Annotated in this window: 12 protein-coding genes; 8 read left to right on the forward strand and 4 right to left on the reverse strand. The window is 73.1% G+C overall.

Annotated features, from left to right (window positions below):
• Positions 1-158 precede the first annotated feature (158 nt).
• Positions 159-2,051, forward strand: a complete 1,893-nt coding sequence (locus ACFYZR_RS25565) for an ABC transporter ATP-binding protein (RefSeq protein ID WP_391914113.1) — start codon at positions 159-161, stop codon at positions 2,049-2,051.
• Positions 2,052-2,110: 59 nt separating this feature from the next.
• On the opposite strand, the gene ACFYZR_RS25570 is transcribed toward ACFYZR_RS25565, so the two are convergent.
• The gene (locus tag ACFYZR_RS25570) at positions 2,111-2,689 is read right to left on the reverse strand and encodes a 50S ribosomal protein L25/general stress protein Ctc (protein ID WP_391914115.1); all 579 of its coding nucleotides are present in this window, start codon (positions 2,687-2,689) and stop codon (positions 2,111-2,113) included.
• Positions 2,690-3,034: 345 nt separating this feature from the next.
• On the opposite strand from ACFYZR_RS25570, the gene ACFYZR_RS25575 reads away from it, so the two are divergent.
• Positions 3,035-4,072 (forward strand): cytochrome c oxidase assembly protein, encoded by a 1,038-nt coding sequence (locus ACFYZR_RS25575; protein ID WP_391914117.1) that lies wholly within the window; start codon positions 3,035-3,037, stop codon positions 4,070-4,072.
• Between the two features lie 31 nt (positions 4,073-4,103).
• On the opposite strand, the gene ACFYZR_RS25580 is transcribed toward ACFYZR_RS25575, so the two are convergent.
• Positions 4,104-4,985, reverse strand: a complete 882-nt coding sequence (locus ACFYZR_RS25580; RefSeq protein ID WP_391914119.1) for an alkaline phosphatase family protein — start codon at positions 4,983-4,985, stop codon at positions 4,104-4,106.
• A 143-nt stretch (positions 4,986-5,128) separates the two neighbouring features.
• Positions 5,129-5,884, reverse strand: a complete 756-nt coding sequence (locus ACFYZR_RS25585) for a GntR family transcriptional regulator (RefSeq protein WP_391914121.1) — start codon at positions 5,882-5,884, stop codon at positions 5,129-5,131.
• 305 nt (positions 5,885-6,189) lie between these two features.
• On the opposite strand from ACFYZR_RS25585, the gene ACFYZR_RS25590 reads away from it, so the two are divergent.
• The 6 genes from ACFYZR_RS25590 to ACFYZR_RS25615 are packed head-to-tail and all read left to right on the forward strand — an operon-like array spanning position 6,190 to position 12,282.
• Entirely contained in the window at positions 6,190-7,323 is a 1,134-nt protein-coding gene (locus ACFYZR_RS25590) for an ABC transporter substrate-binding protein (RefSeq protein WP_391914177.1), read from the forward strand.
• Positions 7,324-7,331: 8 nt separating this feature from the next.
• Positions 7,332-8,243, forward strand: a complete 912-nt coding sequence (locus ACFYZR_RS25595; protein ID WP_391914123.1) for an ABC transporter permease — start codon at positions 7,332-7,334, stop codon at positions 8,241-8,243.
• Complete coding sequence (locus ACFYZR_RS25600; protein ID WP_391914125.1) at positions 8,231-9,067, forward strand: ABC transporter permease; 837 nt, start codon at positions 8,231-8,233, stop codon at positions 9,065-9,067. The genes ACFYZR_RS25595 and ACFYZR_RS25600 overlap by 13 nt, the downstream gene beginning before the upstream one ends.
• Before the next feature lie 5 nt (positions 9,068-9,072).
• The gene (locus tag ACFYZR_RS25605; protein ID WP_391914179.1) at positions 9,073-10,140 is read left to right on the forward strand and encodes an ABC transporter ATP-binding protein; all 1,068 of its coding nucleotides are present in this window, start codon (positions 9,073-9,075) and stop codon (positions 10,138-10,140) included.
• A 22-nt stretch (positions 10,141-10,162) separates the two neighbouring features.
• Positions 10,163-11,959, forward strand: coding sequence for an HAD-IA family hydrolase (locus tag ACFYZR_RS25610; protein ID WP_391914127.1), 1,797 nt, complete (start codon positions 10,163-10,165; stop codon positions 11,957-11,959).
• A complete protein-coding gene (locus tag ACFYZR_RS25615) occupies positions 11,956-12,282 on the forward strand; it encodes a DMT family transporter (RefSeq protein ID WP_391914129.1) in 327 nt (108 codons plus the stop codon). Before ACFYZR_RS25610 ends, ACFYZR_RS25615 begins: the two co-directional genes overlap by 4 nt.
• On the opposite strand, the gene ACFYZR_RS25620 is transcribed toward ACFYZR_RS25615, so the two are convergent.
• On the reverse strand, positions 12,279-13,394 hold the full coding sequence (locus ACFYZR_RS25620; protein WP_391914131.1) for a DUF5954 family protein: 1,116 nt from the start codon (positions 13,392-13,394) through the stop codon (positions 12,279-12,281). The two genes, ACFYZR_RS25615 and ACFYZR_RS25620, sit on opposite strands and share 4 nt — an antisense overlap.
• Positions 13,395-13,561: the final 167 nt, after the last annotated feature.

Consider the following 13,561-nt stretch of genomic DNA (forward strand, 5'->3'; position numbering starts at 1 on the left):
CGCCCATCGCGCACTCCACGCGCTGTTTCGGCCATCCGGGCGCCCCTGACTTCCACCGTTCACGGGCGAAGCGAGCCGAACCCCTTTCCCGGCACGCCGGTTGAGCACTGGGTGCCTCGAACCCGGCGCCCTTTACCAACCAAGGGAGGGAAACCCTCATGGAGAGTCCGGGAGACCATAAACAGGCTCAGGCTCACAGGCTACCGTTCCCCGAGCCGGTGGAACCCCGACGCAAGGCGCAGTGGACGACATCGGCGTTCGACCACGCCGGCGTATGGCGGCTGTCGGCGTCCATCCCGGCGGTCCTCGCACAGGTGTTCCGTATGGCCTGGCGCATCGACCGCCGTGACGTGACCGTCATGGTGGGCGCGCAGCTCACCTACGGCGTCTGCTCGGCCGTGGCCCTGACGGCCACGTCCAGGGCGATGGTGCACATCCTCGGCTCCGGCACGGTCGCCGACCGCGTCCACGCCGCGCTGCCCGCGCTGCTGGCCATCGCGGTCGCCGCCGGCACCGGCCGCCTCGCCCACGGGCTGGCGTCCTGGTCGGTGGGCCGCCTCAGACCACGGCTCATGACCGCCGCCGACATCGCCGTCGTCGACGCGATGGTGTCCGTGGGGCTCGCCGCCTTCAACGAGCCGGGGTTCGCCGAGGAGCACGAGGCGGCGGAGGCGGGTTCGCTGCGCTGCGACCGCCTGATCTACGACGTGCAGTCGTTCATGTCGGCGCTGATCAAGCTCGTGGCGGCCTTCGGCGTGCTCACGGTCCTGCACCCGCTGATGCTGCCGGTCCTCGTGCTCGCCGTGGCCCCGTCGGGCACGGGGGCGATGGCCGAGGCGAGGATCGAGCACCTGACGCACCACGCCAACAGCACGGGCCGCAACGTCAAGGGCATGATGCGCTGGCATCTGACCACCACTCAGCTGGCGGACGAGGTGCGCGGCAACAGCATGGCCCCGTACCTGATGTTCTGGTACCGCGCGATCACCGGCCGGATGGACGCCCGGTCGCTGGCCGGGGCCGCCCGCGCGCTGCGGATCAACCTGGTCTCGGCGTGCGCCGGCGGTGTGTGCCTGACCCTGGCGTGGGCCACGCTGGCCTGGCTGACGATCACCGGGCGGATGTCCCTCGCGATCGCCGCGACGGCCGTCCTCGCCGTGCGCGCGGCGCTGGGCAACCTCACCAACGCCGTGCACTACGCCGCGTCCCTCTTCCACTCCAGCCTCTTCCTCGGCGACTGGAAGCGGTTCATCACCTCCAGCCGCGCGCACTACCCGGCCCACGGCACGGTCGTGGTGCCCGACCGGCCGGAGACCATCCGGGTCGAGGACGTGTCGTTCACCTACCCCAACAAGACCCGGCCCGCCGTCGACGGAGTGTCGCTGACCCTGCGGCGGGGGCAGGTCGTGGCCGTCCTCGGGGAGAACGGCTCGGGCAAGTCGACACTGACCCGGCTGCTGTGCGGCCTGTACACCGCCGACAAGGGCCGGGTGCTCTGGGACGGGGCGGACCTGGCGGAGATGGACCTGCGCCGGGTCTGGGAGCACACGGGGGTGGTCACCCAGCAGTTCGGGTACTGGCCGCTGTCCGCGCGGGAGAACATCACCCTCGGCCAGCCGGTCACGTCCGGCGACGAACGGGTGTGGCGGGTCATCGACGAGGTCGGCATGCGCGAAGCGGCCGAGGAGCTGCCCGACGGCCTCGACACGCTGCTGGCCCGCGAGCTGTGGGGCGGCGTCTCCCTCTCGGGCGGTCAGTGGCAACGGGTCGCCTGCGGCCGGGTGCTCTACCGCGAGCCCGACGTCGTCGTACTCGACGAGCCGACCTCGCAGATGGACGCCCAGGGCGAGCACGACATGTTCCGGCTCGTACGGACCATCGCCCCGGACCGGATCACGGTCGTGGTGACGCACCGCCCGGCCAACGCGCGGGTCGCGGACCTGATCGTCGTGATGGACCAGGGCCACATCGTCGAGCAGGGGACCTTCGGCGAGCTGGTGACGGCCGGCGGCCGGTTCCAGCGGTGGTACGAGCTCGGTCAGCAGGCCTGACCGCGGCCGTCGTCCCGTTCCGGGAGGGAACGGGACGACGGCCGGAGGCCGGGAACGCCCTACAGCTCCGCGTCCTCGTCGTCCTCGCCGGGCTCCTCCACCTGCGTCGCCACGACCTGGAGCACCGCCGCGTCCTCGTCGATCGCCAGCGACACGCCCGCCGGCAGCGTGATGTCACGGGCGTGCACGGTGTGCCCCGCCTCCAGGCCCGCCACGGACACCGTGACCGACTCGGGTATGTGGGTGGCCTCGGCCTCCACCGGCAGGGCGTTCAGCAGGTGCTCCAGCAGATTGCCGCCCGGGGCCAGGGCGCCCTCGGTGTGGATCGGCAGCTCGACGGTGACCCGCTCGCCCCTGCGCACCGCCAGCAGGTCGATGTGCACGAGGAACCCCTTGAGGGGATCGCGGTCCACGGCCTTGGGAATGACCAGCTCGCGCTTCCCGTCGATTTCCAGGTTTATCAGGACGTTCGGGGTTTTCAAGGCCATCATCAGCGCGTGGCCGTCGACCGTCACGTGTTTGGGTTCCGCGCCGTGACCGTAGACGACACCCGGGACCTTGTTCTCGCGACGGATCCGGCGGGCGGCACCCTTGCCGAAAGCGGTCCGCGGCTCCGCGGCCAGCTTCACCTCAGCCATTGTGCACTCCTCGTACGACTCGTGGACTGCTGGGCATTGGTCACCCGGCCCGGGAGCTCCACGAACCGCTGCGAAGAGCGCGCGCCGATCACGGAGCCGCCGCACCCGGAACACGCGGTACGGCCTCCCTCGCCGAGCAACCCGACGAGCGTAAACCGGCGGTGCCCGCACGCGCAGCAAGTGGGGCGGGATGACGAACGGTTGACCTGATGCGTTCGCCGGCCCGTGTCTCGAACCGGCGAAGGGCAGGCAAAGCGCTCCTCCGCCAATCGCAAAGGGGAGTAAATACCCCGAACCCGCCCGAAGATCGGTTACGGGCCGGTCCTACGCTGACCCCTCGTGGCAATGGCAAGCAGTCTCCTCGCAACCGGTCCCACAGCCCTCGCGCTGCCGGAACCGACCCCTGGCCGGATGGCCGGCACCTGGCAGGCCGACCCGTTCGGCATCGCCGCCATCGTGCTGCTGGGCGGGCTCTACGGCTGGGGCGTGCTCCGGGCGCGACGGCGCGGGCACCGCTGGTCGGCCGTCCGTACCGGCGCCTTCGCGGTGCTCGGCCTGGGGACGATCGCCGTGGCCACGATGTCCTCGCTCGCCGTCTACGGCCGGGTGCTGTTCTGGCCGGCCGCCGTGCAGAACATCCTCCTCGACCTCGTCGCCCCGCTCGGCCTCGCGCTCGGCGACCCGCTCGCGCTGGCGCGGCTGGCGCTGCCCGAGCGGGCCGCGGACCGCCTGGGCCGGGTCCTGCGCGGCCGGGTGCTGCGCGTCCTGACGTTCCCCGTGATCAGCACGCTCCTGGTGCTCGCGTCGGAGCTGTCCATCTACTTCACCCCGTACTTCGAGACGGCGCTGCGCGACGGGGCGGTGCACTCCCTGCTGTACCTCCAGCTGCTGCTGTCCGGGTGCCTGTTCGTGCTGCCCATGCTCAGCCGCGAGGACCTGCTGCCCGCCTGGTGCACCCACCCGCTGCGGGCCCTGTTCGTCTTCGTCGACGGCCTCGTGGACGCGATTCCCGGCATCCTCGTGATGACCAGCGGCACCCGGATCGCCGCCGGCTGGTACGCGGCCCGGCAGCCGGGCCGGTGGCCCGGACCGGACCGGGACCAGGTGCTCGGCGGCGGGCTGATGCTCGCCATCGCCGAACTCGTGGGGCTGCCGTTCCTGATCGCGGTGTTCGTGGAGTGGGTGCGCGCGGAACGCGTCAGGACCGTCGAGCTCGACCGGCGCCTCGACGCGGAGGCGGCCCTGGTCGCCCCGGAACCGGCGCCGGCCCAGGAGGCCGCGGTACCCGGGCCCGTACCCGTCCCCGAGGTCACCCGCCCCTGGTGGGAGACCGACCCCGGGGTCGTGGGGGAGCGCTTCCGGCAGGGGCGGGGTACCCGGTGACGCAGGCCCGTCGCCCCCGCCCGGACCCCGGCTACGCCCCGGCCGGCACCGGGGCCGGCTGCCCGAACGGGCGGCCGTCCAGGGTCCAGTGCGGGTCGATGGCCCGGCCGAGCGAGGCGTAGACCTGGGCGGCGACGTCCGGGTGGCGGACGGTGCCGACGGGCGTCCCCGGCGGGAAGAGCGGGCCGCAGCCCGCGAGCCAGGCCGTGCGCTCTTCAGGCGTGTCGCCCCCGTGGCCGCCCGCGTCGACGTGACCGTGGTCGGTGACCACCATGACCGTCCACGCCTCCTCGGCGTACGAAGCGCGGCCGCGGACCGCCGCGAGCAGCCGGCCGAGGCGCTCGTCGGCGCGGATCACCGCCTGGCGGTACGTCTCGCCGCAGCCGTCCAGGTGGCCGGTCTCGTCCACCGCGCCGAGGTAGACGAACGAGACCTCCGGGTCGGCGGTGGCCAGGACGTGCACGGCCTCGGCCGTCACCTGCTCGTCGCACTCGTCCCAGGCCTCGGTGGTGTGCGCGGCGGGCGCCACGAAGGACAGCCGGGCCGGGGCCCGGAACAGCGGCCCGCCGTCCCGCTGGACCACCAGCGGGTCCCAGCCCGCCGCCACGAAGGTGCGCCGCCCGTCCTGCCGGGCCAGCCGGGTGGCGAAGTCCGGGAAGACGTCCAGACGGTTGCCCGTGAGGTTGTTGCCCCAGACGCCGTGCTTGGCCGGGCCGACGCCGGTGACGATCGTGGCCCAGCAGGGCCCGGACATCGTGGGGGTGCCGGGGTCGATCCCGACGGGCACGAGGAAGCCGGACGCCGCGACCGAGTCCAGGTTCGGGGTGGGCAGTTCCCGCAGGTGGTCGTAGCGGACCCCGTCGATGCCGACGACGAGGACACGGGGTGCGGGGCTGGCGGGGCGGACGGGCATGGGGCGGTGGTTCCCTTCGGCGGTGGTGCTGATGCGGGCACCACCCTGCGCGGGCCAGGTACCGGACGGCGACGCGCGGGGAAACACGAGGTGTCGTCGCCGTGGCGCTTCGGGGCTCCGGCTCCGCCCCGGACGGCGCCGCGTCAGTTCCCCGTGATGCCCGGGCCGGCCTGGCGGGCCAGCGGGTTGGAGCCCACGGAGTTGTGGACGCTGAAGTTGACCGCGTCGGAGCGGTAACGGTCGTCGGACCACTCCACCGGGCGGCCCGAGGGAGTGGTGGTGACGCGCCGGACCCGCAGCAGCGGGCTGCCGCGCCGGACGCCGAGGTGTTCGGCGTCGGCGGTGCCGGCGGCCACGGCGTCGATGAGGTGCTCCCCGTAGCTGAAGACGAGCCCCGTGGTCTCGTAGAGCCGCTGGGTGACCGATTCGCAGTCCGGCTCGACGCGTTCGACGTCCCCGGCGACCCAGCCGGCGTAGACGGTGCGCTCCAGCAGGACCCGCTCGCCGTTGAGCCCCCGGACGCGCAGCACCTCCAGGACCTCCGAGCCCTCCGCCACGTGCAGCCGGACGGCGTCCTCCGCCGTGGCCGGGCGGCGGCCCCCGGAGATCACCAGGCCGGTCGCGGTGTGCCCCATGGACCGCGCCCACTGGGCGAAGCTGCGCAGCTCGGCGAAGCTCTGGCTGCGCCGGCCGGCCAGCACGACGCGGCGCGCGCCCTGCCGGGAGCCGATCATCCCCTCCGAGGTGAGGGTCGCGACCGCCTGCCGGACGGTGCCGCGCGAGACCCCGTAGCGGGCGGCGAGCTCGGATTCCGACGGCAGCCGCGCCCCCACCGGATACTCCTCGGCGTCGATCGCGTGCCGCAGCTCGTCGGCGATCTCCTCGTACCGTGCCCCCACGATTTTCCTCCGGTGTGCGCAATCCCTTGTCCTGTGCATCTAGCGTACGCGCTCCGCGCGGTATGTCCGCGACTGATCGGATGGTTCCCCGATTTTTGGAAAGTGCCTGGTCCGCGTGGTTGGAATCGTCGATTCCGGGGCTGCCGGGGTTCCCCTACCGTTCACCTTCCGGTCATCGACGCCGTGCCTACTGTGGCCAACTTGTCCAGACAAGTTGGCGGCGGGTCGCTCGGCCCGCCCCCGCCACGACTCGTGTCGAGGAGACATTCGTGATCACCATCCGGAACCGGTGGGCGGCCAAGGCCCTGCCCAAGGCGGCCGCCGTCACCTGCGGCCTCGCCGCCACCGCGCTCGTCCTCAGCGCCTGCGGCTCGGCTCCCGCGAACACCTCCGGCGGCAAGGCCGCGGCGACCGCGACCTCCGCCAAGGACCTGGGCGGCATGGACGCCCTGGTGGCCGCGGCCAAGAAGGAGGGCACGCTCAACGCGATCGCCCTGCCGCGCGACTGGGCCGACTACGGCGCCCTGATCGACGGCTTCACCGCCAAGTACGGCATCAAGGTGAGCGTCGACAACCCCAACGGCTCCAGCCAGGACGAGATCAGCGCCGTCACCTCCCGCAAGGGCCAGGACCGCGCCCCCGACGTGGTCGACCTCGGCAGCTCCTTCGCCCTGAGCGCCGCCCAGCAGGGCCTGCTCGCCCCCTACCGGGTCGCCTCCTTCGACGGCATACCCCAGGCCCAGAAGGACGACCGGGCCCGCTGGTACAACGACTACGGCGGCTACGTGTCCATCGGCTGCGACGCCAAGCGCGTCAAGGAGTGCCCGAAGACCTTCGCCGACCTGCGCAAGCCCGAGTACCAGGGCCAGGTCGCCCTCAACGGCAACCCCACCAAGGCCGGCGCCGCCTTCGCCGCCGTCTACGCGGCCTCCCTCGCCAGCGGCGGCTCCTTCGACGACATCAAGCCGGGCGTCGACTTCTTCGGCGAACTGAAGAAGAACGGCAACTACACCCCCGTCGAGGCCACCCCCGCCACCATCGAGAAGGGCGAGACGCCCATCAGCGTCGACTGGGACTACCTCAACGCCGGCTACGCCGAGGAGTTCAAGTCCAAGGGCGTGGACTGGCAGGTCTCCGTCCCCGAGGACGGCAGGTTCTCCCAGTACTACTCGCAGGCGGTCAACAAGGACGCGCCGCACCCCGCCGCCGCCCGGCTGTGGCAGGAATACGTCTACAGCGCCGAGGGGCAGAACCTCTACCTCAAGGGCCACGCCCGGCCCGTGCTGATGACCGCCATGGCCAAGGACGGCACCCTCGACAAGGACGCCGCCGGCAAGCTCCCGCCGGTCTCCGGCACCCCGTCCTTCCCGAGCGAGGCCCAGCAGGCCAAGGCCAAGCAGACGCTGGCCCAGGGCTGGGGCCAGGCCGTCTCCGGGTGACACCCGCCATGACCTCCGCCCTCCTCGCCCCCGGGGCCCGCGACCGGGCCCCCGCGGTCCCCGCCGCCCCCGCGCGCCGCAAGCGCTCCCGCGCCTGGCTCGCCGCCCTGCCCCTGTTCGCCTTCGCGGCCGTCGGCTTCGGCACCCCGGCCCTGGCCATGCTCACCGGGGCGTTCACCGTCAAGGACCCGGCCACCGGCGCCGAGTCCTTCTCCACCGCGAACCTCACCACCTCCCTCCACGGCCCCTACCTGACCGCGCTGCTCGGCAGCGTCAAGCTCTCCGCCGTCTCGGCAGGCATCGCCGCCGTCCTCGGCCTGCTGCTCGCCCAGGCCGTCGTCTCCTTCGGCTCCCGCACCCTGCGCGAAGCGGTCCTCACCGGCTCCGGGGTCCTCGCCAACTTCGGCGGCGTCCCCCTCGCGTTCGCCTTCGTCGCCACCCTCGGCAACTCGGGCGTCCTCACCCGCCGCCTCGGCCTGACCGACGCCGGCTGGAGCCTCTACAGCTTCTGGGGCCTGACCCTCACCTACCTGTACTTCCTCATCCCCCTCATGGTCCTCACCATCACCCCAGCCCTGGAGGGCCTGCGCGTCCAGTGGCGCGAGGCCGCCCAGAACAACGGCGCCACCAAGGCCCAGTACTGGCGCCACGTCGCCCTCCCCGTCCTCGCGCCCTCCCTCCTCGGCGGCCTGGTCCTGCTGTTCGGCAGCGCCTTCGCCGCCTACGCCACCGCCGCCGCCATGGTGGGCAGCTCCGTCCCGCTGATCACCCTCCAGATCGCCGACGCCATCTCCGGCAACGTGCTCGTCGGCCAGGAGAACGTGGCCCTCGCCCTCAGCCTCGACATGGTCGTCGTCGCCGGCCTCGTGATGGCCGTGCACCTTCCCCTGCAACGACGGAGCGCCCGATGGTTCGTCTGACGCCACGCCGCGGCACGGCGACACTCACCCTCGCCGGCCTGTACTTCCTGCTCCCCCTGGCCGCCTCCGCGGTCTTCACCGTCGACGTCCCCGGCCGGGGATTCACCACGGACGCCTACGGACAACTCCTCGGCGCCGAGGGCTTCCTGCCCAGCCTGCTGCTCTCCCTCGCCCTCGCCGCCGCGACCGTGGCCCTCGTCCTCCTGCTGGTCGTACCCGCCGCGCTCGCCGTCCGGCTGGGCGCGCCCCGGTTGCGCCCGGCTCTGGAGATCATCTGCTCCCTGCCGCTCGTGGTCCCGCCCATCGCGCTCGTCGCCGGCATCGGCACGGTGCTGCGCTGGGGACCGGAGCACCTCGCCGACACCCCCTTCTTCCAGACGTTCACCGCGCTCCAGAACCCCTCCTTCCCGCTGGTGCTCGTCATCGCCTACGCCGTGATGGCCCTGCCCTTCGTCCACCGGGCCCTGGACGCGGGCCTGCGGGCCGTGGACGTGCGCACCCTCGTCGAAGCGGCCCGCAGCTGCGGAGCGAGCTGGCCCCGCGCGGTCGCCGGCGCCGTCCTGCCCAATCTGCGCGGGGCGCTCCTCAATGCCTCGTTCCTCACCCTCGCCCTGGTCCTGGGCGAGTTCACCGTGGCCCGGGTGCTCGGCTTCCAGCCGTTCGCCGTCTGGATCGTCGCGGCGAGCGGCTCCCAGGCCCAGCTGACCGTCGCGGTCTCCGTGCTCAGCCTGCTGATCACCTGGGCGCTGCTGCTGGCCCTGGCCTTCCTCGGCGGGCGCCGCGCCACCACGTCCACCACCGACCGGAAGGGCTCCGCCCGATGACCACCATGACCGTCGACGCTCCCACCGCAGTGGCCGCCGCCTCCGTCGAACTCCGCGACCTGCGCCGGACGTTCGGCACCACCCTCGCCCTCGACGGCCTCGACCTGACCGCGCGCCCCGGCGAACTCCTCGCCCTGCTCGGCCCGTCCGGCTGCGGCAAGACCACCGCGCTGCGCATGCTGGCCGGCTTCGAAACCCCCGACTCCGGACAGATCCTCGTCGACGGGCAGGACATCACCGCCGTTCCCGCGCACCGCCGCGACGCCGGGATGGTCTTCCAGTCCTACAGCCTCTTCCCCCACCTCAACGCCCTGGACAACGTGGCCTTCGGCATGCGCATGCGCAAGGTGCCCGCCGACCTGCGGCGCGCCCGCGCCGCCGAGCTCCTGGAACTGGTGGGCCTGCCCGACAAGGGCGACCGCTACCCCCACCAGCTCTCCGGCGGCCAGCAGCAGCGCATCGCCCTCGCCAGGGCCCTCGCCCTGCGCCCCCGGGTGCTGCTGCTCGACGAGCCGCTGTCCGCGCTGGACGCCAAGGTGCGCCTCACCCTCCGCGAGGAGATCCGGCGCGTCCAGCAGGAACTGGGCATCACCACCGTGTTCGTCACCCACGACCAGGAGGAGGCGCTGTCCATGGCGGACCGGGTCGCGGTCATGCGCGGCGGCCGCATGGAGCAGTGCGCCACCCCCGCCGAGCTGTACGGGCGCCCGGCCACCGCCTTCGTCGCCGAGTTCGTCGGCACGATGAGCCGTGTCCCCGCCCGCACCGCGGGCACCGGCACCGTCGAGGTGCTGGGCCGCCGGCTGCCGGTGGACGGCGAGGCCCCCGAAGGCCCCGAGGTCGACGTCCTGGTCCGCCCCGAGGCGGTCCGTGTGACCGCCGACGCGAAGAGCGGGGCCCGCGTCACCGCCACGTCCTTCCTCGGCGCCGTCACCCGGCTGACCGTGACCCTGCCCGACGGCACCGAGGTCAAGGCCGACCTGCCGACCCATGACGCCGCCGCCCTCGCCCCGGGCGCCGCGGTCACCCTGAGCCTGCCCGACCGCCCGGTGCTCGTCGCCGCCCGCCCCTGATCACCCCTACGGAAGAGAAACCGTGTCCCACGACAGCAACGACGACGCCCCCGCCCTGCGAGCCGTCCTCTTCGACATGGACGGAACCCTCGTGGACACCGAGGAGTTGTGGTGGCAGGCCGTCCGGCACGTGGCGGACGGGCTGGAGTACGCGCTCAGCGACGGCGACCTGCCCGACATCCTGGGCCGCCCCGTCGAGCACACCGCCGCCCACCTGCTGAAGGCCACCGGCACCGGCACCCCGCTCGCCACGCTCACCGCGGATCTGCACCGGGAGTTCGCGACGCGCGTCGCGAACAGGATCGTGCCGCGCCCCGGCGCCGTCGAACTCCTCGACCGGCTCCACGAGCAGGGCATCGCCACCGCCCTGGTCACCGCCTCCCCGCGCGCGGTGGCCGACACCGTCCTGGCCGGCCTGGGCCCCGACCGGTTCACGGTCACCGTCACCGCCGACGACACCCCCCGCACCAAGCCCGACCCCGACCCCTACCTCGCGGCGGCCCGCGCCCTCGGCGTGCCACCCTCCGCCTGCGTCGCGGTCGAGGACACCCCGACCGGCGTCGCCTCCGCCGAGGCCGCGGGATGCCGCGTCCTCGCCGTCCCCTCCCTCACCCCGATACCGGAGGCCCCGGGACGCACCGTGCTCGGCAGCCTGGAACAGGCGGACGTCGCCCTGCTGGAGACGATCGCGGCCGGTGCCCGCTTCGTGGTTCCCGCCTTCACCACCCGCAACGCCCGGGTCGGCGAGCCGTTCCACGCCACGGTCCGCGGCCTGCTGCGGGGCGGCGGAAGCACGTTCACCAAGGCGTCCGGCTCGGACTGGGTCCACGTCGCCGCCGACGGGACGCTCTCCGGAACGCCGACCGAGGCGGGCACCCACGAGGTCGTCGTCACGACCGGCGACGGCTCCCGGGTGACCGCGCGCGTCCCCGTGGTGGGGGCGGACGAGCCGCTGGTGCGCGAACTGAAGGTGATGAGCTGGAACCTGTGGCTCGGCGGCGGCCCGGTGGACGACCACCGTCACAAGCAGCTCAAGGTCCTGCTGGACACGGACGCGGACATCGTGGGCCTCCAGGAGACCGCCGGAACCTCCGCGCGGGAGCTGGCCGAGGCCCTCGGCTGGCACCACCACCAGGCGGGCCACAACCTCGGCGTCATCAGCCGCTACCCCATCGCCGACCGCTTCGGCGCGCCCGCGCCCTCCGGCTACGGCGCCACCGGCGTCACCGTGCGCCTGGACGACACCAAGGACGTCACTGTCTGGAACGCCCACCTGAACTACACCCCGTACGGGCCGTACGACGCGTGCCTCGACCGGCGACCGGTCCCCGTGCTCATCGAGCACGAGACGGCCTCCGGACGGGTCGCCGAGATCCAGGACGTTCTGCGGGCGATGGCACCCGGCCTCGCGGCGCGCGACACCACCCCCGTCCTCCTCGTGGGCGACTTCAACGCTCCCTCGCACCTCGACTGGACCGAGGCCGCCGCCCCGCTGCACGGCGGGTACGGGCCCGTCGCCTGGCCCGTCACCAAGGCCGCCGAGGAGGCCGGACTGCGCGACTCCTACCGGGTGGCCCACCCCGACCCGGTACGCGCGCCGGGCGCCACCTGGTCCCCGCTCCACCTCCTCCACGAGGACGGCAGCGGGCGGGCCGAACCCCAGGACCGCATCGACTACGTCCTGTTCGCGGGCGACGGCCTGACGGTCCTGGACTCCACCACCCACGTCACCGGCCGCCCGAGCCCGTACCCCGCCGTCGCGGGCAACGAATGGCCCTCGGACCACGCCGCCGTCATCACCACCTTCGCCGTCCGGTGACGGTGTGGCCGCTCCTCGCCGGAGCCATCGCCGCGGAGGTCACCGCCACCGTCGCCCTGCGCGCCTCGGACGGCTTCAGCCGCCCCGTCGTCTCCGCCGTGGTCGTCGCCGGATACGTCGCCGCGTTCTTCCTGTTGTCACGGGTGCTCGCCCAGGGCCTCGCGCTGGGCGTGGCCTACGGCATCTGGTCGGCGATCGGCGTGACGCTCGTGTCGGTCATCGGCGCGGTGTGGTTCGGCGACCGGCTCACCTGGACCCAGATCGGCGGCATCGCGCTCGTGGTGGCGGGAGTGCTCGCCCTCGAACTGGGCCGGGCGCACTAGCGATTGCGAGGGCGCCGGGTCTTGCGGCGGGCCTCCTCCTCGTGGAAGAGGTCGGCCAGCCGCCGGGCGTGCTCGTCGAGCTCGACGGGCGAGTCCTCGTCGTCGGTGTCGATCCCCTGCGCGCGCAGCCGCTGGTCCTGCACCTTCACGGGGGGTGTCGAGTCCAGGTCGGAGGGGCGCGGGCCCTCCGGGCCGTCCGGGCCGATGCGCACCAGGCGTTCCATGCGCACGACCCTGAACCGCAGGGAGAGGACCGCCAGCTCGTCGCACCGCTCCCGGTCCAGCCGGTCCGCCGCCGTCGTATAGGGGGAGCGTTCCGCGGGGGCGAGGTCCTGCTGCCAGGGGATGATGACGCGGAGTTTTATGGCCAGGGAGTCCCGTGCGCCCTGCGGGGTGGTCGACGTGCCCGCGGAGTCCGGCCGCCAGCGTCCGTCCGCGTACTCCGCCGTCCCGAAGACCGCGGGCAGCAGCACGCCTCCCGGGTGGGTCTCCGTGGCGCGCACGGAGTCGTCACGGACGGCCCGGGGCACCGTGCCCTCCTTCCGGACGAGGGAGAGCAGCTCCATCTTGAGGATGCCCTCCGACATGCCGGTCGCGGTGAACGGATCGATGACGAACCCGTCCGCCGGGTCCGGGGCCCGGTGGGAATCGCCCGGCTCCATGGGGTCCGGGTCGGTGGGCCGGGGCGGCTCGGGCCCCTGCGGCCCGCCGCGCAGGAAGCGCTCCGCCCGCACCACCCGGTAGCGGACGCCCCGCACGGCCAGCTCGTCGACCGCCTCCCAGTCCGTGCGCTCCGCCGCGTTCATATACGCGTCGTGGCCGGCCGGGTCACCGGCCTCCCGGGCCGTCCGCGCCGCCAGCCGGAACACCGAGCCCATGGAGTCGCGGGCCTCCTGCGGCTCCAGGCACGAGAGCGAGGAGACCAGCTCCCAGCCGCCCTCCATCCGTTCCCTCGCCACACCGAAGACGGGGTGCCCGTCCAGGAGGACGTCCGGATACGCCTCCCGGGCCCGCCAGGCCTCGACGTCCGCGAGCGACGCGACGGGCTCCTCCGGAACGGTGATCCGGATCTTGCGGTACGCGGGGACGTTCTCCCCGTCCAGCTCTGCCATGCCCACCAGGGTGCCGTGAGCACGATGGGCCGCGCAGCCGAAACAGTCACTCCATCAACAGTGGACACGCGAGCGAACGCATGAAGCGCAGCGGCGCAACAGCTCAGGTGTGACAGACTGTGATCGTTTCTGTTTGAAACGCGTAAGCAAGCGCACTGAACATATGG

This window comes from Streptomyces sp. NPDC001678, from assembly GCF_042892945.1.
Classification (GTDB): Bacteria; Actinomycetota; Actinomycetes; order Streptomycetales; family Streptomycetaceae; genus Streptomyces.